Here is a 24,181-nt window from a genome sequence, read left to right on the forward strand (position 1 = left end):
ATGGATGAGGTGTTTGATATGGCAGAACAAGTATATTTATTTTATGGCGATGACTATTATATCATCAAACAGAAAACCAATCAGATTGTTGAAAGCAACAATATTGATGAGTTCAATGTGACAACGTACGATATGGAAGAAACGAATATCGAAGATGCCATCAATGATGCGACAACAATCCCGTTTATGGCTGATATAAAAGCGGTAATAGTCAAGAACGCATATTTTTTGTCAACAGATACCTCAAAACGCAAAGAACTACATCATAATTTGGAATCACTTAAGCGGTATTTGGAACATCCTGCAGAGGGGTCATTATTGATCGTACAAGTTCCCTTTGCGAAACTAGATGAACGAAAAGCGATTACGAAGCACATTAAAAAAATAGCAACTGTAGAACATTGTACTCCCCTGAAAGATCAAGACTTAAGAGGGTGGGTAAAACGCCAACTTGGTAAACATGGTATCAGTATAGATGCCGATGCACTGAACGAATTATTAAATCGTGTTGAGAATAATACAGAAGTATTGGTCAGTGAAACAACAAAGTTGGTTTTATATGCTGAAGATTTGAATCGAGTAGACTTGGATATTGTAAAAAAAGTCATTACGAAAAATGTCGAAGACAATGTGTATGAAATTACAAATAGCATTCTTGCAAACGAACGTGGAAAAGCCCTTGAAATCTATAATGATTTAATCATGCATAGTGAAGATCCGTTGCGTATACTAGGTATATTAGTAAATAAATATCGCGAGATACTGCATACGAAGATGATGATCAATGAGGGTCGAGATAAAGCGGCGATCGCATCGTATTTTAACGCGACGAGTGGCCGTACGTACTACATTATGAAAAATGCACGATCTGTGCATCTTGATGATGTCGAAAATCAGCTTAAAAAATTGGAAGAACTGGATTATAAAATCAAAACCGGTCAAATTGATAAGAAGATTGGTTTAGAACTGTTTATATTAGGCACTTAAAAAAAATACGTTTCCTGAACGTATTTTTATTTTTACTATTTATTAAAGACTATCCACTAATTTTGATAAGCGTGATTTTTGTCGTGCAACATAGTTTTTGTGATGAATTCCTTTGGTTACGGATTTATCCAATTTTTGGAATGCGATGGACAAGTTTGATGTTGCTGCAGATTTATCATTTGCTGCTGCAGAAGTTTCTACATTTTTGATTGCTGTTTTTAAACCTGATTTAAACGATGCGTTTGCTAAACGTCGTTTTTCATTGGTTAAATTACGTTTCATTTGTCCTTTGATATTTGCCATTTACGTCACCTCCATTTACAAGCGTATTTATTCTATCAAACTTAATCATAAAATGCAACTATTAATTGCGATTAATTAGGGATATCAGATTTTTTGTAAACCGTTGATTATCCTTCTCTGTTCGTTTTTTTGGACCCTTTGGATAACGGTGCTTTCGATGCTTCTGATTGGTGGCACGATTGTTTAATAGGGACAAGATGTTGTCATCGGTATAGATTAATCCATTGTGATGAATTGGCAATGCGTTCTTGCTAAGGGCCATGGTCGCAACTCCATAATCCTGTGTCACCACAATGTCTCCTGCTTGTACTTTGTTGATTAACGCATAATCTACACTGTCATGTCCTTTGTCAAATTGAAAGGTTTTACTGTAGCCATCTTCATGTTGATGGGACGTATCAAAAAACATCCATACGTCAATGGAACGAGGTTTGGCAACGTCCACGATTTGCTTTTTTACGGGACATGCGTCTGCATCAACAAGAATTCTCATAAGATCACCTAAACAAGAGTATAAAATGTATATACGATATCAATGATTATTATAACAAGAAGCGGAATGAACACAGAATTTGGGGTGCGGTCCAACCAGATTTTGAATCGTGGATGAAGGTATTTAATCACGAGATAGCTAATGATTCCAAACAGCGACGTTGGAATAAGACATACGTATTCTAGATTACAAGTAAATGTTTGGCCATAATCCCATAAATGAATTCCAGTAAGCCATTCAAAAAAGTATCCGGTTGTTGCTTCGGAAAGAGCTGTTGCAAGAATCGCTACAAGGATGAATGTTCCTTCTTTGATAACCGTATTTGCATGGATCTTAGGATACACATATTCCATGAATAACACACCAAGAAGGACCCCGTTTCCATACAGCGGTTGGTAGGGACCAACAAGAACAGAATTGTCATACCATTCTTGAAGAAAGATGAGATTGATAATCCGTTCTAAGACAAATCCGCCGACGGAATAGGCGATTAGATACATAATATAACGCTTCATGTGAATCCCTCCGTTTATTATTAATAGTATATCATTATTTCGATAAAATGGATATTGATAAAACGAGTTTGAAACATGTTAGTGTATTTCCACTACATTACATGCTATAATGTGGTTGAGGTGAATACCATGGAACTAAAAATAGGTGAATATAACGAATTAGAAGTGATTCGAGAAACCGATATATCGTATATATTATCCAATGGAGAAGAGGATGTATTTCTTCATAAAAAAGAAGTAACGGAGCCTTTAGAGGAACATCAAGTGATTACTGTTTTTTTGTATTATGACAATCAAAAACGGATCACTGCAACGATGAAGCAACCCTTGATTGATCAAAGGCGTCCAGCATTTGTTGAGGTTGTCGGCGTTCATCCGAAACTCGGTGTTTTTTTAGATATAGGATTGCAAAAAGACTTACTGCTAAGTATTGATGATCTTCCGTTTGTTAAAAAGGAATGGCCAACCAATGGTGATGTGATTTTTGCGCGGATGCGATCATCGAAAAATCAATTAACTGCAAAGCCGATTTCACGATTTGCCATTCACGATTATTTGCAGCCTGAAGAATCTCTGAAAGTAGGAGACAGCGTCGAAGCAATTAACGTCTATCGTGCCGAAGAAGGCAATGTATTCATTACACGTCAAGGACACAGCATTTTTGTCTATTTTAAACACGTACGCAAAACATATCGTCTAGGCGAACAAGAAACCATCACCATTACGATTGATAAAGGACAATATCAATATAATGGCACAACCATTGAACAAAAAGAATTAATGATGGATGCCGACGGCCAACGCATTCTTGATTATTTAGAAGAACACGACGGTGTAATGCCCTACACGGATAAAACATCTCCCCAAACAATTCAGTTGGTATTTCGGATGAGTAAAAGTGCATTCAAACGTGCGTTAGGCTCCCTTTACAAAGCGGAAAAGGTTATCCTAGAAAAAGACCAAACAAGGCTCTTATAGTCCTTGCTAAATGAAGCAAAATTTAGTATAATAGTACCGATAAAATCGAATAAAGGTGAAATTATGGGACGTAAATTTGAAGTACGCAAAGCAGCAATGGCTAAAACCATGCTCCACAAAAGTAGATTGTATAGTCGTTATGGGAAAGAAATCTACATGTGTGCACGGGAAAAAGGAAGCAATCCGGATTCCAATCTCGCACTCAAGCATCTGATTGATAAAGCCAAAAAAGAACAAGTGCCAACCGATGTAATTAATCGTAACATCAAGAAAGCCGAACAAGGTTTGGGCGAAGATTATGCGCCAGTCCGATACGAAGGGTTCGGACCGGGTGGGATTGGTATTATTGTGGATACGTTAACCGACAATGTCAATCGGACGGTCAGTGAAGTGCGCAATTGCTTTACAAAAACAGATAGTAAACTCGGTGTTAATGGTAGTGTTGAACATGGCTATCGCCATTTGAGTTATGTCACTGTTAGTGGGCTTGATGAGGAAACGGTATTTGAGACATTATTGATGAATGATCTTGATATCCTTGAAATTGAAGAAGAAGATGGATTGGTCGAAGTGGAAGCCAATGGTTATGATGAACAACGAATCAATCAAGCATTGGAAGAGGCTGGAGGAACCATTGAAGAAAGCGAATCGGGTTGGTATCCTCATGACTACATCGAATTGGATGCGGATCAATCAAAATTATTTCATAAGTTCATGGATATGATCAATGAAGTAGAAGATGTCCAACAAGTATATCACAATGCAAAACCAATTGAAGAGTCTGATTAGACTCTTTTTGTTTGTTTTATGATGTACTTATACACGCTTTTTTGGTATAATTGGTCCGATAACATTCCCGAGGTGCTTCGATGAGAAAAATTAATGACATCCGATCGTTTTTAACAACGATTCCACAACAAGTGTGGATTATTTTACTCATATACTTTGTTCAAGGTGTTCTTCATAATCTAGGACATCCAGTTACGCCGAAACTTGTCGAAAACATGGATATTGCTGACAAGTATTTTGGGTTTTATTTTGCCGCCATGAGCTTTGGGTTGTTACTAGGAGCGCCAATATGGGGTGTTCTAGGTGATCGTGGAAATAAACGATTGTACATCTTCATAGGTTTATTCATCTATAGTATTGGCCAATACGCATTTGCCTATGTTGGTGATGAAAATATTATGATTCTGTTCCGCTTTATCAGTGGTTTTGGCGTTAGCGCAAGCATCACCTTGTTTATGTCTCATTTGATTGAACATTCTCAAGATGAACGACGAACCATCTATTTGGGGTGGTATCAAGGATTGTTTGTTCTTGGTTCCTCAGTCGGATATTTTGTCGGTGGTATACTTCCCGAAATCCCTCTTTTCATCACGTGGTTGCAAACTGATCAACTTCGTTCCATTTTCTTGATGCAAGCGGTGTTTAATCTTGTTCACGCGATCGTTATTATCATATTGATGAAACCATCGATGGACCTTGGTGAACATAAACAACACACATCTGTATTAGAGGGGTTTAAAAACATACGTCACATGAACCGTAACTTGATTTTGTTTATGATTTCCTTATCACTAATCAGTTTGGGTGCGATTAACATTAGTAAATACATCGAAGTATACATGAACAAACAAGGATTACTTCCTAGTACGATCGGCACCTTTGTTGGTGCAACTGGCGTTGTTTCCATCATCGCAACGATTGTTTTAGTACCGGTTGTAACGCGATTTAAACGAGACTTTTCCTTCATGGTAGGGATTCAACTACTAAGTGCGATTATCATTTTCTTTGTTTTCCGTAGCAATCAATTAGTAATAACCCTCTATACGTTCTTTATGTTGTATGTTGTTCTAAAAGCCATTTATGCACCACTAGAGCAACACTATATATCAACGCATGCGAAACCAGGAGAGTATGGAAAAGTCATGGGTGTACGCCAATCATTCTTTTCAATTGGAATGGTCCTTGGACCACTGATTGGTGGATTCTTGTTTGAACTAAAACCACTCTATGTTTTTGACTTTAGCGCAGCCATGTTTTTACTTGGTGTTGGCCTGTTGTTAATCATCGGTAGAAACATCAAGAAAACCGCACTAGTTAGTGAATAAATGTCTTTTAATTATACCGTATTTATGGTATAATCGACAATGAGGTGTTAGTATGAATTTACCGAATAAATTATCGTTATTCCGCGTTGTGATTATCCCCCTTTTTGTGTTGGTATATTATCTCATTCCATCACTTGAATGGATGGATTATGTTCTCGCACCGCTCTTTATAATTGCATCGTTGACAGACTTTTTAGACGGATACATCGCTCGTAAAAATAATTTGGTTACGGTGTTTGGTAAGTTCATTGATCCACTTGCTGATAAACTGTTAGTGATGGCGGCATTAATTATCTTAAATGCCATGCAGTTATTACCATACTGGGTCACGATTATCATTCTATCTCGCGAGTTCATCGTCACAGGAATACGGTTGGTTGCAGTTGGTGATGGTAAAGTCATTGCAGCAAGCAAACTCGGAAAGTACAAGACCGCTTCAACAATGGTGGGAATCGTCTTGATGCTACTTATTCCATATTGGCCAATCTTCGGTGATGTTGGATTATGGATCGTCTATGTCGGTTGTGCGTTAACCGTCATTAGTGGTATCGATTATTTCGTAAAAAACAAACACATTATTATGCAATCCATGTAAGAAAATATTACTATATAACAGTATTATATCTATAGGAAACTAAGGAGGTCGTTCTCATGGCAAAACAAGATCGACAAAAAGCGTTAGAAACAGCAATTAAAGAAATTGAAAAGCAACATGGAAAAGGATCGGTAATGGTCCTAGGTGATGAACAACTAATTCAAGGCATTGAAGTCATCAGTAGTGGTAGTATACTACTGGATAAAGCCCTTGGAATTGGGGGATATCCAAAAGGACGAATTATCGAAGTATTTGGACCGGAATCATCTGGGAAGACAACGTTCGCATTACACGCGATTGCCGAAGCGCAAAAAGCAGGAGGATATGCCGCATTTATCGATGCGGAACACGCACTTGATCCGACCTATGCAAAAGCCCTTGGTGTCGACATCGATAATCTCATCTTGTCGCAACCGGATACCGGAGAACAAGCCTTAGAAATTACCGAAGCTTTGATTCGTAGTGGAGCCATCGATATTGTTGTTATTGACAGTGTTGCCGCACTTGTACCCGAAGCAGAAATCCGTGGGGATATGGGGAGCAGCCATGTTGGATTACAAGCTCGCCTAATGTCGCAAGCAATGCGAAAATTAAGTGGTGCCATTAGTAAATCACAAACCATTGCGATTTTCATCAATCAAATCCGTGAAAAAGTCGGTGTTATGTTTGGAAATCCAGAAACAACCCCTGGTGGTCGCGCTTTAAAATTCTACAGTAGTGTCCGCTTGGAAATACGTCGTAGTGAACAAATAAAAATCGGAACTGATATTGTTGGAAACAAAACAAAAGTTAAAGTTGTTAAAAACAAAGTAGCACCACCATTTAAAACCTTAATCGTGGATATTATTTACGGATTTGGAGTCAGCAAAGTCGGAGAAATTATCGACATTGGTGTCGAAGAAGGAATCCTCAAAAAATCCGGATCATGGTACAGTTACAACGATGACAAAATCGGCCAAGGTCGTGAAAACACCAAAGCATACTTGGAAGAACATCCAGAACTATTGCAAGATTTAGAACGGCAAGTACGAGAAAAATTAGGCATTTAATATGCCTTTTTTTGATGGAGGTATACGATGAAAATCACACTTGTACAACACCAAGTACTCCCAACAAAAGAAGAGAATATGAAACGGATTGAACAACGACTTGAACATCCGTTACACACGGATATGATTATCTTGGGAGAAATGTGTCTTAGTCCGTATGAAAACGAATTATTTGAATCCAATAGTATTGCCATAGGAGATACCCATTTCCAACGTTTTCAAGCTCTTGCAAAACAGCAACAGGCGTACCTTGTCGCAGGAAGCGTTCCTGAGTGGAATAACAATCGCCTCTATAATACAACTTTTGTCTTTAATCCCATGGGTGAATGTATTGCCTCGTATCGTAAAATGCATCTCTTTTCAATTACGTATCCAACTGGAGAATCCTACGACGAGGGGGATCAAATAACACCAGGAAAAGACCTCGTTACATTTAACACACCCTGGGGTACGATTGGATTGATGATTTGTTTTGATATCCGCTTTCCTGAACAAGCGGCGAGACTACAAGAAATGGGGGCAAAACTATTGCTTGTTCCTGCTGCCTTTAATCAATATACTGGGCCAAAGCATTGGACATTGGCTTTTCGCTCTCGGGCCGTTGACAACCAACTGTTTACGATTGGTGTTAGTCCGTCGGATAATTCACATGGAACGTATAATTACTATGGTCACAGTATCGTAGTTGATCCTTTTGGTGAGGTGTTATTCGAGGCTGATGGAAAACCGATTATTCACACGGTATCGATTGATTTGAATGATGTTGAAAAAATTAAGAAAGCGTTTCCAATCCTATCTAATAAAATTGTGTTATAATGAGGCTGTATTTATTAATTTAGAAAGGATATAAATAACTAATGGATACGGTAAAAGAAGTTAAAGGGTTGTACCGAATCGTTGATTTGGTAAAATTACGTCGGACTGAGGGTGTCTTGTTCGATAAAATACCGGAGGAGTTCTTACAAAATTTAGGGGGAATCGATCGTGTTATCCATCGTAGTAATGCGATTAGTCCGGGACAAGTTGAAGGCGTTGATCGCCCGTGGTATATGCACACTGACCAGAGTGATAATTTGGTGGTTTTGGATGGTGAACGACACATTGATCTGTATTCACCACAACATGGTAAAATTGAACATTTTGTCGTTACCAAAGACCACATTTGGCATAACGGGGAATTGATTTGTGATTACCCCGCGGTATTAACATGGCCACCCCACGTATTCCACCGTGTAGAAAGCAAAGAACAAGGAAGTGCCTCAATCAACTTTGCCCAACGATCAAAAACCTTTGACATCAAGCACAACTTCAATATCTATGACGTAAATACAAATACCGGTGAATATCGCGTTATTCGTGAGGGATTTAAAGACCAATTCTAAGAAATGAAACAACCAATGGATTTGGTTGTTTTTTATTTTCTAAAGAATTTCAAAAATCTATCTATATTCATTGACTTTTAAGGCTTTACATTGTTATAATGAAATGGTTAAAATCGTTTCTACTCATAATATTTTATTATGTTCATAAATAACTAAATAATTGAATAAAACACATAGATTGGAGATGATAGGATGCTACTAGCATTCTCAATGATCAACATTGTCTCTGGTCTGGCATTTGTAGCAATCGGTATCTTAGCAGGATTTATGCTAAGTATATTCATTGGTGAGAAAGGGCTTTTAAAATCTCGCCAAAAAGCCGATCTTTTGATTGAAGACGCACGAAAAGAAGCGGAAAAAAATAAGAAACAGACATTGCTGGAGACCAAACAAGAAATCCATAATTTACGTATGGATTTTGACAAGCAAATCAAAGAGCGAAAAAAAGAAGCAGATGCGTTAGATGATAAACTTCTGCAACGTGAACAATCGCTTGACCGCCGCAGTTCTAACCTCGATAAACGGGAAACGAATATCGATAAAAAAGAAGAACTCATGGAGCGTAAAAAACAATCACTAGATGACAAAAATAACAGACTAGACAAGTTGATTGATGAACAAAACGAAAAACTATTAGAAATTGCACGCTTTACGATGGAGCAGGCTAGAGACTTGATCTTTAGACGAGTAGAAGACGAAATGGCAAGTGAAATAGCCGCATACATCAAAGAGGAAGAAGAAAAGGCAAAACTTACTGCTGATAAAAATGCAAAACATTTACTCAGTCAAGCAATACAAAAATATGCCCAAGACGTTACCAGTGAACGTACGGTAAGTGTTGTCTCATTACCAAACGATGAAATGAAAGGACGTATTATCGGTCGTGAAGGACGTAATATTCGCACGATTGAAGCCTTGACAGGTATTGATTTGATCATTGACGATACCCCAGAAGCTGTTGTTCTAAGTGGATTTGATCCGATTCGTCGTGAAATCGCCAAACGTACCATTGAATCACTGGTTGCCGATGGACGAATTCATCCTGGACGAATTGAAGAAGTTGTTGAAAAAACACGTAGTGAAGTTGATCGCTTCATTCGTGACAAAGGGGAAGAAGCCGTATTCGAAGTTGGAATTGGCCGAATCCACCCTGATCTTGTAAAATTACTAGGGCGTTTACACTTCCGTACCAGCTATGGACAAAACGTGTTACGCCACGCCATCGAGTGCGCATTCTTAGCTGGAAAACTAGCTGTTGAAATTGGCGAAGACGAAGTTCTTGCAAAACGCGCTGGATTACTTCATGATATCGGTAAAGCCGTCGATCATGAAGTGGAAGGTTCTCATGTCGAAATTGGAATTAACATTGCCAATCGTTACAAAGAGCCATTTGAAGTCATTGATGCGATTCAATCCCATCACGGTGAAGTGGAAGCAAAATCAATTATCGCCGTACTGGTTGCCGCAGCTGACGCCTTGAGCGCCGCAAGACCTGGTGCTCGTAGTGAATCTCTCGATTCCTACATCAAACGACTCGAACAGCTGGAAAACATTTCCACCGAAGTTCCTGGCGTGGATCAAGCCTATGCGATTCAAGCAGGTCGCGAAGTGCGTGTTATTGTTGAACCCACGAAAGTGGATGATACGATGGCGTATAAAATTGCTCGTGACATCAAAGAAAAAATTGAGGAACAACTCTCGTATCCTGGAACGATTAAAGTTACCGTTATTCGCGAAACGAGAGCCCAAGATATCGCCAAATAAAGCCTTCGATTATCGAAGGCTTTCCTTGTACAAAGGGAGGAACTATGGAACGATTTGATCTCTACAATAAGCATCTTGAAAAATTGAACAAAACAATGGTCCGTGGTGCGTCGAACAATCCCGGTGAATATCACCTTGTTGTTCATATTTGGATTCGCAACTCGGATCGTCAATATTTAATCCAACAGCGCAACAAACAAGACGATCTGATTCCATATCAATGGGGAACACACGGTGGGGCTGTCTTACAAGGAGAAACCTCTAAAGAAGCCGCCATCCGTGAAACGAAAGAAGAGATTGGAATCGAACTGGATCCGCACAAATTAAGCCTTGTGAAACGATATGTTATCGACCATCCTCATTCGAACTACATCACAGATTTGTATCTCTATCAAGATAATATCTTGATAAACGAATGTAAAATTGATACAGTAGAAGTACGAGATATCGCATATAAATCATTTGCAGACATTCAACAAATGATTTCTCAAAATACATTTTGGGACTACGAACATCTATTGCAACGTCACGGGTATTTTGATGAACTAGAAAAGAGATGATTGAATGAAAATTTTATTTATTGGCGATGTATTTGGAACCTTAGGGCAACAAGCTCTTCATACATATCTTCCACAATTAAAACAACAACACAAACCGCATTTAATTATTGTCAACGGTGAGAACATTGACAAAGGATTCGGGATTGATGAAGCAATCTATAAGGATCTAATGAGTATGGGGGTGTCGATGATTACGATGGGGAATCACACCTTTCGCAACAAAAAAATCTTACACTTTATTGATGATGCAAACATTGTTCGACCAGCCAACTACGATGAATCTGTCCCCGGAGTTGGATACAAAACTATCCAGTTTAACGATAAAACGGTAACCGTCATCAGCTTAATGGGACGTATTTTTATGGGGGATCCGCTCGATAATCCATTCAAGGTCATTGATTCAATCTTAGACACCTTAACAAGTGATATTATCCTTGTCGATTTCCACGGAGAAGCAACGTCCGAGAAAATTGCTTTTGCGCATCATGTAGACGGGCGTGTCACAGCAGTACTAGGTACGCATACCCATGTACCTACCGCAGATACAATGATCTTTCCCAAAGGAACCATGTATGTGACGGATGTAGGAATGACAGGGGCGAAATATGGCGTTTTAGGTGCGGACAAAGACAAACAGGTCCAAAAATTCATTACTGGACTTCGCGGCCCGGTGAAAGAAACCAAAGAGGGACCACTGCAATTACACGCGGTCCTACTGGATACAACATTTCAAACCATTGAAGGAATCCACATATATGAGTAGGGAAACTTACTCATTTTGTTTGTACAAACCCCTTCTTTGAATTATACTAATAACGGTGATATATATGGCAAAAGATTACAGTAAATACTTTATAAAACCATCGATTCGTGATGCACGAAAACGTCGGAAAGAAGACACACCCGTTCTCGATTTTGACGACTATTTTAATATTCAAGGAATTGGAAACGGAAAAACCTATCGGATCGAAACCTATGGTTGCCAAGGAAATGAAGCGGACAGTGAAAAAATTAGAGGGATATTAGAAGCTTTGGATTTTACCCAAAGTGACGATTTAGAACACGCAGATTTGATCTTGTTGAATACCTGTGCGGTTCGTGAAAATGCGGAAAACCGTGTCTTTGGTGAACTTGGACGATTAAAACAATATAAGCGTAACAATCCCGATTTAATTCTTGGTGTATGTGGATGCATGCCCCAAGAAGAACAAGTCGTTGAAAAGATATTGAAACGATACCACTATGTTGATTTGGTATTCGGAACCCATAACATCTACAAACTGCCCGAATACTTAGAAACGGTACTACTCTCTAAAGAGCGGGTCATTGAAGTGTTCAGTGAAGAAGGATCGATTGTTGAAAATATGCCGAAAATTCGTGAAAACACGAAAAAAGCATGGGTGAATATTATGTATGGGTGCGATGAATTTTGTACCTATTGTATCGTTCCGTATACCCGTGGAAAAGAACGTAGCCGACTGCCAGAACACATTCTTCATGAAGTGCAAGAATTGATTGATCAAGGCTATCAAGAAGTCACACTACTCGGTCAAAATGTTAATAGTTATGGCAATGACTTCACAGATCGAACATATCGGTTCAAGGACCTACTCAATGATTTGCATCAGATGGACATTGCCCGTGTTCGGTTTACAACGTCCCATCCAAAAGACTTCGATGAAGAAACCGTTCAAATATTGGCAAAAGGTGGCAATTTAATGCCATACATTCACCTACCCGTGCAATCGGGTAGTAATGAAGTATTGAAACGGATGAATCGAAAATATACAAAAGAAGAGTACTACCAATTGGTCGATCACATCTATCATTACATTCCCCATGCATCATTGACCACAGACATTATTGTTGGCTTTCCAGGGGAAACAGAAGAACAGTTCGCTGAAACATTGGAACTTGTTGAATATTGCCGTTTTGAAGGGGCGTTTACCTTTATTTATTCAAAGCGTGAAGGCACACCAGCGGCATCGTATGAAGATGACGTTCCAATGGCTGTTAAGAAAGAACGTCTAGCTCGCTTGAACAAGATAGTAAACAAAGGGTATCTACATGGTTCAAAACGATTTGAAGGGAAAACAGTAAAGGTCTTAGTGGATGGAACAAGTAAGAACAATGATAGCATCCTGGCGGGATACACAGAAAACAATAAACTCGTCAATTTTGCTGGTCCTACATCATTGATTGGACAGATTGTAGATGTAACCATTACCGAGTCGAAAACATGGTTCATGTTAGGTGAGTATCATGACGGCAATTGATCGCTTAATTGAATCGTTACAAAACGATCCAACAGTACGGCGTTTTCAAGAACTTGAACGAATCATTGACCAAGACATGAATTTACAGCAACAATATAACGAGTTACTCGATGCCCAAAAGATAATGGTTCAGCGTCAAGTGAAGAAGCATCCACAATATAATGATGCGAAAGAAACCTATCAATTGTTAAGAGAACAACTTATGCAGCATGTCTTGATGAGTGAATATTTGGATTTATTAGAACAAATCAACGGTGATCTAAAATGGATTCAAGAGATCATTGAATCAGAAATTAGTAAAGATTTTGACTAGTTGTAAAATCGGGAACCATAATAACGGAGGGAAATCGCTTTAAAAAGCAATTTCCTATTGATTTACCACTAATTGTATTGTATAATTATTTTAGAACATTATTCAGTACTAAGGAGTGATTGGCATGGCTGGTAAAAAGAAATCTGAAGATTTTATCTTTTTGTATAACAAAAAAGAGAAAATTTCAAAACTCGTAAAGGATTTTACAGTAATTCCTTCTCATGAGATTGTAAAATATCTATTAAACAAAGAAATTTATTTACCCAACTATCTTCACAAAGCATTAATTCGAAAAAATATTGCACCGGCAATTGCCGATGCTGATAGTTCGAATAAGTTCTCGGATGAGATGAAATTTCGTTTACGTTGGTTTGATAAATTTACGATATTCCAATTAGAACGATTAGCGCTTGGGTACCAGTTACCGATTAATGTTACCGAATATAAGAAAGATTTCTGGGACATTATCGTTCGAAATCGTTCTGAACTGGGAATTAACAATCTTGAGTTTGTCAAACTGCAGAACTTAACGCTAAAATATGCCCGGGAACCACAAGAATCGTACGATGCAATGATGGAAGAGTTTCGTCAGGTTTATTTCGAACCAGACGGATACTTTGATGGCACGCTTATTGAGGATGCAAAAGAAGTGTTGTCAAATGCAACCACTTTAACAGAAATTCGCGACCTTGGAAAACGATACAATGTTGAAATACCTCGCCGTATCAACAAAAAACAATTGATAGACATCGTGTCATTAAAATTGGGATTTGATGAGGAAAAACGAGAAGAAATCGCGAAAAAATCCATCCTTGAAATTGAACGTTACGCGAAACGCCGTAAAGTGAACGTTTCGATTGAGTTGAAAAAAGATGACATGATTGAATACATTTTAATTAAAATGCCGCAAACGGTCGCACCTAAATATACCAACTCATTAAAGGTATTCGCCGGAATGAATATCGAAGAATACTTATACAATTTGAAATTCCAAGAAATTGCTTCCGTGGTTTCAGATAAACGGAAAAAACGAGTCCGAACGGGATTCTTAGTCCTAATTGCGATCGTTGTTGTTGCCGCAGTGGGATACTTAATCTATACGAATTTCATTGTTTAGAGGAGATTGCCAGATATGGATGCAATTGACAAATCACAATACACGCCGATGATGCGTCAATATCTTACGATTAAAGAAGACTATAACGATGCTATAGTCTTTTTTCGACTGGGTGACTTCTATGAAATGTTCTTTACCGATGCCTATCTCGCATCCCGTGAGCTTGAAATCCAATTAACCGGACGGGACGCCGGCGCAAAAGAACGCGTTCCGATGTGTGGTGTGCCCCATCATGCGGCGGATGCATACATTGAACGTCTCATTCAAAAAGGATACAAAGTAGCCATTTGTGAACAAGTCGAAGACCCGGCAACTGCCAAAGGAATTGTCAAACGCGATGTCGTTCGGCTGATTACACCTGGTACGTACATGGAAGGTACATCAGATGACATCAATTATCTTGCATCGATTGGTATCAATCCGAAAAACTACACCATCAGCTATCTCGACCTTTCCACAGGAGATACGTACAGTATCCTGCTCCCGAAAGATCTCAATATCCTAATCAATGAATTATTGCAAATTCAACCAAAAGAAATCATCATCGCCAATACCATCGATGAGAGTCATTTGGAACAATATATCAAATCCGAAGGTGTCCTCGTCTCGTATAATAGCGATATTGATGTCCCTAGTGTCTTTGATCATCTCTATCAGACACTTCCCTCAAAAGAAGAGAAAAAGACCTTTAAACGTCTATTAAACTATATTATCAAGACCCAAAAACGAGAATTAATGCATCTAAAAGATGTCACCATTTTGGAAGCGTCCAGTTATCTTCGGATGGATTCCAATACCGTTAAAAATCTTGAAATTACCGAAACCATGCGATCGAACAACCGCATTGGCAGTTTGTTTTGGTTGATGGATCATTGCGAAACCGCAATGGGGAGTCGTTATTTAAAGAAACAACTATTACGACCTTTGGTAAACAAGAATACAATCATTACTCGGTACGATACAATTGATGTCCTCAATAACGAATTTATCGTGAAACAAGAACTACGCGACCTATTAAAAAACGTCTATGATTTGGAACGGATTGTCGGTCGCATCAGTTATGGGAATACCAATGCGAAAGACATGGTCCAATTGCGACGAAGTCTATCCATCTTACCAGAGTTAAAAGAAAAACTACTCGCACTTAAGACGCCACATACAACGTTTTTAGCCGATACCATCGATCCCTTACGTCCATTGTATGATGTGTTAGAACGTGCCATCGAAGACGACCCACCCCTCACAATCAAAGAAGGGGGCATCATCAAAGAAGGATATAACGCTGATCTGGATGCGATTAAAAACAGTGCTTTAAATGTCAAAGAGTGGTTGCATGAACTCGCCGAACAAGAACGTGAAAAGACCGGTATCAAGAAACTGAAGATTGGGTATAACCGTGTTTTCGGGTATTATATTGAAATCCCCAAAGGTCAAGTCGCCAATGTCAAAGATGAATTTGGCTATACTCGAAAACAAACCTTAACCAATAGTGAACGCTACATCACCGAAGAACTCAAACAAAAGGAAACGATTATTTTAAGCAGTGAGGAAAAAAGCATTCAACTGGAATATGAACTATTTATCGAGCTCCGGGATCAAGCACGAGGCTATATTCACACCATCCAGCAAAATGCGAATATCTTAAGTGAAGTCGATATGTTAATCAGTCTATCAATTAGTAGCGAAGAACTCAATCTCGTTCGCCCTGTCTTAAACGATGATAACACGATTGAAATCACCGACTCACGTCATCCGATTGTTGAAAAAGTTCTAACCGATGATGTCTTTGTTCCCAATGACATTGTCCTCAATAAACATACAGATATTCTCCTTATTACCGGACCGAACATGTCGGGTAAATCTACCTATATGCGGCAAATGGCCATCACTGCCATCCTTGCCCAAATTGGGTCGTTTGTCCCCGCAAAAGAAGCGCATATACCAGTATTTGATGCCATCTATACAAGGATTGGTGCCGCCGATGACTTGGTCAGTGGAAAATCGACCTTTATGGTGGAAATGCTCGATGCCAACAATGCGATTCAGCATGCAACAACCAATTCCTTGATTCTATTTGATGAAATTGGTCGTGGTACCGCAACCTATGATGGTATGGCACTCGCTCAAGCAATCATTGAATACATTCATGAAAAGATTGGTGCTAAGACCTTATTTTCAACGCATTATCATGAACTAACCGATTTGGATAAATCCTTGTCGAAATTACGCAATGTACACGTTAGTGCCAAAGATCAGAATGGAACCATTTTATTTCTTCACAAAGTAAAAGAAGGTCCCACCGATAAATCCTATGGTATCAATGTTGCAAGTTTAGCCAACTTACCACAAGGATTGATTGAACGCTCAAAAATGATATTGAACAATCTCGAAGAACAACATGATCAACTAATTGATCACAGTTCAATCAACCTCTTTAATTTCGATGATTTTGAAACCGACAACAGCGAACCCGAAATTAAAGACGAAATCATTCAATTGTTAGAAGATATTGATATTGACGAATTGACGCCACTTGAAGCGTTAAATCTTCTTCATAAAATCATTCAAAAATTATAGCCTTTCACAGGCTATTTTTTTGTGTTTGCGATATACTATACATGAGGTGATATAATGAAAAAATACAATGATGAAATCCTGAAATTGACACCGATTCAGTACCATGTAACCCAAGAAAACGGAACCGAACGACCCTATACGAATGAGTACGATCAAGAGTTTCGGGATGGAATTTATGTTGATATCATATCGAAAAAAGTATTGTTTTCTTCGAATGACAAATTTGACAGTCACTGTGGCTGGCCTTCCTTTACAAAACCAGTAGACGAATCTGAAGTGTTGGAGAAAAAGGATATTAGTCACGGCATGATCCGCATGGAAGTCCGAAGTACGGATGCCAATAGTCATTTAGGGCATGTATTTGATGATGGTCCCAACGGCCAGTTACGCTATTGCATCAATAGTGCCGCACTCGAGTTTATCCCCAAAGACGAGATGAAACGAAGAGGGTATGAGTCGTATCTGTCGTTGTTTGATGAATAGACAACCGTACTGATGCATAACTATTGAAGAAAACACAACTGCGATTGTGTTTTCTTTTTGCGTATTACCAAAGTGAACCTGCTCCCACCACTTAATGAAAAATCATTTGAAGTGGGGGCTTCTCGGGTAATGCGCTCTAGTGCGCGCAACTGGACCGAGCGATCGAGTCTGTCCCATACTCTTTATATAGATATTTAGATAGACCTTCAGTAGCGATGTTAATCGCGGCATTCAGGTCTCTATCCATCTCATTTCCACAATCACATGTATATTCTCTTTGTGAGAGTGATATGTCATGTAATTCATCGCATATACTACAGGTTTTACTAGATGGATAATATTTGTTAATCTTGATGAGGGTTTTTCCTTCATCTTTTGTTTTATACTCTAGATATCTTGTAAAGGTTCCATAAGATGTATCGGAAATAGATTTACGGAAATGCTTGTTTTTCGCTATTTCTTTTAAATCTAAATCTTCGATACATATCATATCATAGTTGCTTACGAGATATCGTGATGCTTTATGTAGAAAGTCGTTCCGTTGATTCTTGATGTGTTGATGGATCCGTTGTACTTGTCGTTTCTGTTTCTCCCATCGGTGTGAACCTTTCTTTCTGCGTGATAGAACTCGTTGAGCTCTAGCTAGTTTATCAAGAGAGTTCTTGAAATACATAGGGTATTCACCATAGGTGCTATCACTTCCGACATAGAGATGTCGTAATGAAAAGTCTAAACCAATGATACTGTTTCGTTTTATAGTTGGTGTTTCTTGTTCATACTGGATGCGAAGGGATACATAATATTTACCTGCTTCTCGTTTGATCGTTGCTGCTTTGATGATAGAATCATTTGGTAAATCGCGATGTAGTTTTATCTTAATCCATCCTAGTTTTGGAAGTTTGAGTTTCTTACCGTCTAGTCGGATATTGTTGCTTATGGTGTGAGTTGTATAGGACTGTACTGGATTATGTCGTGATTTCATTCGTGGTTTATCATGAGTACCATTGAAGAAGTTAGTAAATGCATTCTTCTGATTCAACCAGGATGTAGTGAGTGCTTGGGAATCGACTTCATACATATATTCATAGAAATGTTTAAGTGCCGCGGGATTGGTATATGTATGTGAATGTAGTAGTTCTGGATACTCTCTATACATTTCATAGATTGTCTCTCGTTCTGATAGAAGCACATTCCACATTTGTCGAGTACACCCAAATGTTTTTTCAATCAGTTCTTTTTGATAATTACTAGGTTTGATTCGATATACATATCCTCTTATTACACTAACTATATAACTCACCTCCAAACAAAAAAGTGCTGTCGAAAATATATTCCAAAGAAGGGGCTTTAGGTTATATTTTGGCTTAGCACTTATATCAATATCTTTGTTATGGATATTATATCATTTTTTATGGAAATAGTCTATTATTCGTTGTTGATAAAATTACGGATATATTGAACCAAATCGCCATTCCATTCATCTCGCCAGTTATGACATTAGTTGTCCTTGAACAGGGAGTTTTCTGGAATACACTAGATAAATGATACATTCAGTGTAGAACTTTAAAATGAAATATAGTACAATACAATTGATAAAGATAGATGTAAGAGAGGTGAGTTGTTTGTGAAAAAACAAATGGTATTTTCAGTAGTATACGGTGTTATTGGAATTGGAATCATTGGATTGTGGATCATGCTGATAGGTACCAATCAAGTTCCTGAGTTTGAAACAGAACCAGTTGGGATTGTATTTCATATCATTATCGAAATCACGATGGCGCTGTTTGCGCTTGTGACTGCATGGTTATTGTACAAATCTGCATCATTACGATTCCCGATATTGTTGCTAACCAATGGTCTGTTGATGTATTCTGTCGTGAACTCAGCTGGATACTATGGCGATGCTCAAAACTACTCGATGATTGCGTTGTTCGCGATAATCTTGGCATTTGTGATTTATACATCAATCGATACAATCAACATCATGAAGAATCCAACAAACACAAAATAAAGACCATTTTCGGTCTTTATTTTGTTATAATGGGAATGAGGTGATTCGATGAAACATTCAGTAAGTGAAACAATCAGAAACAATCGTTCAGCAATTAAACCATCATGGCCAGAGCTGCGATCGATTAAGACACCACGCGATCTAGGAGAACAGCGCCCAGAACAGTTTAAACCACAGTTGCCAAATACAGACATTGTGCAACTTCTCCATGAGTTCCCTGATATTACTCAAAAAACATTAATGGAATGTATCCAAAATCGACGATCGTTACGATCGTACAGTGAGACATCATTGACGCTCGAAGAAGTAAGTTATTTGTTATATGAGACCGCCCGTGTTGATAATTTTAAACCAGGTGTCACATTTCGCACAATCCCAACGGGTGGGGCGACGAATGCGATGGAAACCTATGTCTATATTCACCATGTAGAAGGAATCAAGCAAGGATTATATCACTACTTACAAGTAGATCACAAATTGCAGTTGCTTGATCAAGAAAAAGACATTGCTACCAGAGTGAATGACGCATTGTTTCATCAATTGCGCGGAGCGAGTATTGTTGTCTTTATGACAGCCATTCCTGCACGCAGTGAATACAAGTATAGTTTCTGTGCACATAAAATGATTGCCATGGAAGCAGGACACGCTGGACAAAATTGTAGCTTAGCAGCTGAAGTCATCGACGCTGGCGCTTGTTGCATCGCAGCCTACCATCAAGATTTAATGGACGAACTACTTCAAGTAGATGGCCAGGAAGAATTTGCAACCTATGCGCTTACGATTGGTAAAAAGAAATAGATTTATTACCAGTTATCCGCTATAATAGGAACAACGAAAGAAGGTTTTATTTATGGGTAAAATCATCCAATTAACAGACAAATTAAGCAACCTTATCGCTGCTGGTGAAGTTGTTGAAAATATGGCAAGTGTTGTCAAAGAACTTGTTGAAAATAGCATTGATGCGAATAGTACGACTATTCAGATTGATTTACAGGATGCTGGGTTGAACGAAATTAAAGTTACTGATGACGGAGAAGGGATGAGTCCTGAGGATATGAAAATGGCCTTAACCCGGCACGCCACATCAAAAATCAAAACTGAACACGATTTATTTCATATTCAATCACTGGGGTTTCGTGGAGAAGCATTACCAAGCATCGCCAGTGTGTCCCATTTTGAAATGATCAGTAGTTTTGAAGGTGTTGGCCACCGTCTGTTCTACTTAAAAGGAAAACTCCAAGAAGAAGGTGAATACGCACCAAAACAAGGAACAACAATTACCGTGCGGTACTTGTTTTACAATACACCCGCTCGTTTAAAACATCTTCGGGCAACAACAACAGAGTTGTCGTATATCGTTGATTATGTGAATAAAATCGCCTTGTCCCATCCTGAGATTAAATTCACATTAACCAATGATCAACGTGTCTTGTTTCGCTCCAATGGAAACAAGGATGTCTTACAAGTGTTGTCCAACATCTATAATATCGATATCATCAAAGCAATGGTTCCGTTTGCCAATGAAAATAGTTACTTTTCGATTAGTGGATATCTAACGAAACCGCTATTTACACGTTCAACAAGAAACCATATAACGATTGTTGCCAACGACCGGATGATTAAGAACAACAAACTCATCAAAGCGGTAACCGAAGGATATCGAACCTATCTACCAATTGGCAAGTATCCGATTGTATTCTTAAAAATCGACCTTGATCCATTATTGATTGATGTCAATGTTCATCCACAGAAACTGGAAGTGAAATTTACCGAAGAGCGGATGTTATTATCATTGGTTACTTCGACGATTCTAGAGACACTAAAACAACAATCATTGATTCCAAAGGTGGAAAAGAAACCGGTGGAACAACCCTATAAATATGAAACGTTAAATCTAAAAACCGAAGAACAACCATCCCTTGTTAAGGAAGATTTTGTCAATTATTTGAATACATTGACAAAGAAAAAACAAGCAGAAACACCACCTCCACAACCACACAAACAACTTGTTGTTGAGGAGACTCGAAAATTACCACGACTCGAGTACATTGGCCAGTTCATGGGAACCTATTTACTGGCACAGAATGAAGAAGGACTCTATATCGTCGACCAACATGCGGCAGCAGAACGAATTCGCTATGAACGCTATCGTCGCTTATTTGGTGAAGTAGAGACAAAGGTTCAAGAATTATTGATTCCTATGACCTTGAATCTATCGAATCACGAAGTCCTGCAATTGAATGATCACTTGGATGCCTTCACTTCATTCGGCATTACCGCGAAACCAAATAATTATCAAGGAATAGATATTTATACGGTTCCCAATTGGTTCCCGGAAAATTACGAACTTAGTTATACCGAAGAAATTGCGAAATTTATTTTAGAAGGACGCGACATTACGATTACGGATGTTCGTGATTCGCTCGCAAAGAACCTGTCGTGCAAACACTCGATTAAAGCCAATAAGTTCATTAATGAGAAAGAAATTACGATTTTATTTCAAGATTTATCCAATTGTGAAAACCCCTATACCTGTCCACATGGCCGTCCGGTAATCATTCATTTTACGGTTTCAGAAATCGAAAAATTATTTAAACGGATTCAATCATGATCATTGCGATTGTCGGTCCGACAGGGGTTGGTAAAACGGCTTTGTCCATCGCCCTTGCACAAGAATTACACACGGAGATCATTAGTGGCGATAGTATTCAAGTATACCGAGGTATGGATATCGGAAGCGCAAAGATTACCCCTGAGGAAATGGCGGGAATCCCCCATCATTTGCTGGATATTCTCGATCCAAAAGAAGAGTTTAGTGTTGCCGTCTTCCAATCGATGGTTCGTGACAAAATTACTGATTTTCAAAAACGAGAATTAACGCCTCTTATCGTTGGTGGAACAGGACTCTATATTAAAAGTGTCCTCTATGATTACGACTTTACCGATGCCAAAAGAGATCCCGATTTAGCTGCTCAATATGAATCTTGCAGTAACGAAGAACTGTATGCACAACTAGAAATAAAAGACAAAAAAGCAACGAATAAAATTCATCCAAATAATCGTAAACGCGTGATTCAAGCGCTGATCCGTAGCGATACGAACAAAGTTGGGGATAATACCAACAAAGACGTACCACTATATGATTTCATCATTATTGGTTTAAAACTGGATCGCCAAACCTTGTATCAACGGATCAATGACCGGGTCGATCAGATGATGGAAATGGGATTGGAAGAAGAGATGAAACACCTCTATCATAAGGGATTATCAAAAACCGCGAAACAAGCAATTGGCTACAAAGAATGGATTCCCTATTTGAATGGGACGGCAACCAAGGAAGAGGTTGTGGAAGCGATTAAACAACACTCGCGAAACTTGGCCAAAAAACAATACACATTCTTTGAACACCAATTTCCTGTTCATTGGATTGATGTCGATACACAACAATTCGATAACACCATCCAAAACGCGCTTGAACTCTTACGAAAAGAAGGTGTTTTATGAAACGTTCGGTAGCGGATATATTTAGTGATATTGCCCTGTTTTTTATCCGGCCAATTGTGTATGTTTTAATGCGTCGTGAAATTAAGATTATTCACGAAGGTCCAGTCATCAAACAATCACATAAACCATTTATCTTGATTTCCAATCATTTCAATACCTGGGATGCTTTTGTCGTCTCGCGTCATATGAAAAAAAACATTCGGTTTGTCGCGACAGAAATTGCCTTCTTGGATTTTAGTAAAAAAATAGGTATGAAACACCTTGCACGGGCAATTATGAAACGCGTTGGCAAGCATGAATACAAAGCAACAAAACGAATTTTCAACGCCTTAAAACAAGGGTATGCGATTGGGTTGTTTCCAGAAGGAGACAATACCTTTTATGGCGAAACACTCGATATTTACACATCGACTGGTAAACTATTAAAACGTACCGGTGTTGACGTTATTTTAATCAAACAACAAGGTGGGTACATCTCCCAACCACGATGGGCCGATTACTTTAGTACCAGAGGGATTCTACATACCAAAACATCGACCTTGTTCACCGTTGATGAACTTAAACAGTTATCCGTGGCGGACATCAATAAACGTGTGAAAGCCGCCATCTATAATAACGATTACGAATGGCAAAAAGAACAGATGATTGATTTTCGCCGTAAAAAACGTGCGGAAGGAATCGAGCGTCTAGTCTATTATTGCAATAACTGTGGGGGAATCTTAACTGTTCATGGCGAAGGTCATGACATTGTCTGCGATGACTGTGGCACCATAGGTACAATCAATGAGTACGAGTTCATTGAAGGCAATACCTTTGATAATCTAGTTGATTACAACCATTTTCAATATCAACACATCGACAAGGTCATTGCAAGTGAGTTTTCCTTTCCGGTTACGTTTAATATAGTAAACACCGCGAAATTAAAAAATAAATCATACGGAACTTATACCGTGTATTACAAAGACCAGACAATAACCGTTTCCAATGGTATGGACACCCATGTTTTTGAGTTGGAATACATCAAGTATCCCGTAAACACCATGCGTCACAGTTTTAGTTTTGACTATGAAGGAGTAACCTATAATTTCACCGATATCCGACATCAATTTGTCCTGTATGAAATGTGTCGCTATTTGAATGGTAGTTACAAGGAGTGATCT

At 38.6% G+C, this 24,181-nt stretch carries 25 protein-coding genes; 21 read left to right on the forward strand and 4 right to left on the reverse strand.

What is annotated here, in order from left to right:
- Positions 1-18 precede the first annotated feature (18 nt).
- Entirely contained in the window at positions 19-987 is a 969-nt protein-coding gene (gene holA, locus G4Z02_RS07705) for a DNA polymerase III subunit delta (RefSeq protein WP_258877433.1), read from the forward strand.
- Between the two features lie 42 nt (positions 988-1,029).
- On the opposite strand, the gene rpsT is transcribed toward holA, so the two are convergent.
- The 3 genes from rpsT to G4Z02_RS07720 all read right to left on the reverse strand — a co-directional run bounded on the left by rpsT (position 1,030) and on the right by G4Z02_RS07720 (position 2,298).
- Positions 1,030-1,290, reverse strand: a complete 261-nt coding sequence (rpsT, locus tag G4Z02_RS07710) for a 30S ribosomal protein S20 (protein WP_258877434.1) — start codon at positions 1,288-1,290, stop codon at positions 1,030-1,032.
- A 61-nt stretch (positions 1,291-1,351) separates the two neighbouring features.
- Entirely contained in the window at positions 1,352-1,783 is a 432-nt protein-coding gene (locus G4Z02_RS07715) for a YaiI/YqxD family protein (protein WP_258877435.1), read from the reverse strand.
- Between the two features lie 8 nt (positions 1,784-1,791).
- The gene (locus tag G4Z02_RS07720) at positions 1,792-2,298 is read right to left on the reverse strand and encodes a putative ABC transporter permease (RefSeq protein WP_258877436.1); all 507 of its coding nucleotides are present in this window, start codon (positions 2,296-2,298) and stop codon (positions 1,792-1,794) included.
- Between the two features lie 129 nt (positions 2,299-2,427).
- Between G4Z02_RS07720 and G4Z02_RS07725 the strand changes: the two genes are divergently transcribed.
- The 15 genes from G4Z02_RS07725 (at position 2,428) to msrB (ending at position 17,506) form a co-directional block, all read left to right on the forward strand.
- Positions 2,428-3,276: a CvfB family protein gene (locus G4Z02_RS07725; RefSeq protein WP_258877437.1), complete on the forward strand. Its 849-nt coding sequence runs from the start codon at positions 2,428-2,430 to the stop codon at positions 3,274-3,276.
- A gap of 63 nt (positions 3,277-3,339) precedes the next feature.
- Entirely contained in the window at positions 3,340-4,065 is a 726-nt protein-coding gene (locus G4Z02_RS07730; RefSeq protein WP_258877438.1) for a YebC/PmpR family DNA-binding transcriptional regulator, read from the forward strand.
- A gap of 80 nt (positions 4,066-4,145) precedes the next feature.
- On the forward strand, positions 4,146-5,390 hold the full coding sequence (locus G4Z02_RS07735; RefSeq protein WP_258877439.1) for an MFS transporter: 1,245 nt from the start codon (positions 4,146-4,148) through the stop codon (positions 5,388-5,390).
- 52 nt (positions 5,391-5,442) lie between these two features.
- The gene (gene pgsA / locus G4Z02_RS07740; RefSeq protein ID WP_258877440.1) at positions 5,443-5,985 is read left to right on the forward strand and encodes a CDP-diacylglycerol--glycerol-3-phosphate 3-phosphatidyltransferase; all 543 of its coding nucleotides are present in this window, start codon (positions 5,443-5,445) and stop codon (positions 5,983-5,985) included.
- A gap of 56 nt (positions 5,986-6,041) precedes the next feature.
- A complete protein-coding gene (recA, locus tag G4Z02_RS07745) occupies positions 6,042-7,034 on the forward strand; it encodes a recombinase RecA (RefSeq protein ID WP_258877441.1) in 993 nt (330 codons plus the stop codon).
- 27 nt (positions 7,035-7,061) lie between these two features.
- Positions 7,062-7,850 carry a nitrilase-related carbon-nitrogen hydrolase gene (locus G4Z02_RS07750; protein ID WP_258877442.1) on the forward strand — a complete coding sequence of 263 codons (789 nt, stop codon included), beginning with the start codon at positions 7,062-7,064 and terminating at the stop codon, positions 7,848-7,850.
- Positions 7,851-7,891: 41 nt separating this feature from the next.
- Entirely contained in the window at positions 7,892-8,416 is a 525-nt protein-coding gene (locus G4Z02_RS07755; protein ID WP_258877443.1) for a hypothetical protein, read from the forward strand.
- Between the two features lie 192 nt (positions 8,417-8,608).
- Complete coding sequence (rny, locus tag G4Z02_RS07760) at positions 8,609-10,180, forward strand: ribonuclease Y (RefSeq protein WP_258877444.1); 1,572 nt, start codon at positions 8,609-8,611, stop codon at positions 10,178-10,180.
- A gap of 44 nt (positions 10,181-10,224) precedes the next feature.
- The gene (locus tag G4Z02_RS07765; RefSeq protein ID WP_258877445.1) at positions 10,225-10,740 is read left to right on the forward strand and encodes an NUDIX hydrolase; all 516 of its coding nucleotides are present in this window, start codon (positions 10,225-10,227) and stop codon (positions 10,738-10,740) included.
- A gap of 4 nt (positions 10,741-10,744) precedes the next feature.
- The gene (locus G4Z02_RS07770; protein WP_258877446.1) at positions 10,745-11,503 is read left to right on the forward strand and encodes a TIGR00282 family metallophosphoesterase; all 759 of its coding nucleotides are present in this window, start codon (positions 10,745-10,747) and stop codon (positions 11,501-11,503) included.
- A 64-nt stretch (positions 11,504-11,567) separates the two neighbouring features.
- Positions 11,568-13,016 (forward strand): tRNA (N6-isopentenyl adenosine(37)-C2)-methylthiotransferase MiaB, encoded by a 1,449-nt coding sequence (gene miaB / locus G4Z02_RS07775; RefSeq protein WP_258877447.1) that lies wholly within the window; start codon positions 11,568-11,570, stop codon positions 13,014-13,016.
- Positions 13,003-13,329 carry a YlbF/YmcA family competence regulator gene (locus G4Z02_RS07780; protein WP_258877448.1) on the forward strand — a complete coding sequence of 109 codons (327 nt, stop codon included), beginning with the start codon at positions 13,003-13,005 and terminating at the stop codon, positions 13,327-13,329. Before miaB ends, G4Z02_RS07780 begins: the two co-directional genes overlap by 14 nt.
- A gap of 124 nt (positions 13,330-13,453) precedes the next feature.
- Positions 13,454-14,446: a hypothetical protein gene (locus tag G4Z02_RS07785; protein ID WP_258877449.1), complete on the forward strand. Its 993-nt coding sequence runs from the start codon at positions 13,454-13,456 to the stop codon at positions 14,444-14,446.
- A 15-nt stretch (positions 14,447-14,461) separates the two neighbouring features.
- A complete protein-coding gene (gene mutS / locus G4Z02_RS07790) occupies positions 14,462-17,023 on the forward strand; it encodes a DNA mismatch repair protein MutS (protein ID WP_258877450.1) in 2,562 nt (853 codons plus the stop codon).
- Between the two features lie 54 nt (positions 17,024-17,077).
- The gene (gene msrB, locus G4Z02_RS07795; protein ID WP_258877451.1) at positions 17,078-17,506 is read left to right on the forward strand and encodes a peptide-methionine (R)-S-oxide reductase MsrB; all 429 of its coding nucleotides are present in this window, start codon (positions 17,078-17,080) and stop codon (positions 17,504-17,506) included.
- Positions 17,507-17,642: 136 nt separating this feature from the next.
- Here msrB and G4Z02_RS07800 read toward each other — a convergent pair whose 3' ends face one another.
- A complete protein-coding gene (locus G4Z02_RS07800; protein ID WP_258877452.1) occupies positions 17,643-18,806 on the reverse strand; it encodes an RNA-guided endonuclease InsQ/TnpB family protein in 1,164 nt (387 codons plus the stop codon).
- A gap of 324 nt (positions 18,807-19,130) precedes the next feature.
- On the opposite strand from G4Z02_RS07800, the gene G4Z02_RS07805 reads away from it, so the two are divergent.
- The 5 genes from G4Z02_RS07805 to G4Z02_RS07825 are packed head-to-tail and all read left to right on the forward strand — an operon-like array spanning position 19,131 to position 24,178.
- A complete protein-coding gene (locus G4Z02_RS07805) occupies positions 19,131-19,517 on the forward strand; it encodes a DUF8058 family membrane protein (protein WP_258877453.1) in 387 nt (128 codons plus the stop codon).
- 48 nt (positions 19,518-19,565) lie between these two features.
- The gene (locus G4Z02_RS07810; RefSeq protein WP_258877454.1) at positions 19,566-20,315 is read left to right on the forward strand and encodes a SagB/ThcOx family dehydrogenase; all 750 of its coding nucleotides are present in this window, start codon (positions 19,566-19,568) and stop codon (positions 20,313-20,315) included.
- A 52-nt stretch (positions 20,316-20,367) separates the two neighbouring features.
- Complete coding sequence (gene mutL, locus G4Z02_RS07815; protein ID WP_258877455.1) at positions 20,368-22,128, forward strand: DNA mismatch repair endonuclease MutL; 1,761 nt, start codon at positions 20,368-20,370, stop codon at positions 22,126-22,128.
- Positions 22,125-23,021 (forward strand): tRNA (adenosine(37)-N6)-dimethylallyltransferase MiaA, encoded by an 897-nt coding sequence (miaA, locus tag G4Z02_RS07820; RefSeq protein WP_258877456.1) that lies wholly within the window; start codon positions 22,125-22,127, stop codon positions 23,019-23,021. Before mutL ends, miaA begins: the two co-directional genes overlap by 4 nt.
- The gene (locus G4Z02_RS07825; RefSeq protein ID WP_258877457.1) at positions 23,018-24,178 is read left to right on the forward strand and encodes a lysophospholipid acyltransferase family protein; all 1,161 of its coding nucleotides are present in this window, start codon (positions 23,018-23,020) and stop codon (positions 24,176-24,178) included. The genes miaA and G4Z02_RS07825 overlap by 4 nt, the downstream gene beginning before the upstream one ends.
- Positions 24,179-24,181: the final 3 nt, after the last annotated feature.

It is taken from the genome of Candidatus Xianfuyuplasma coldseepsis (genome assembly GCF_014023125.1).
GTDB classification, from domain to species: Bacteria; Bacillota_I; Bacilli_A; order Izemoplasmatales; family Izemoplasmataceae; genus Xianfuyuplasma; species Xianfuyuplasma coldseepsis.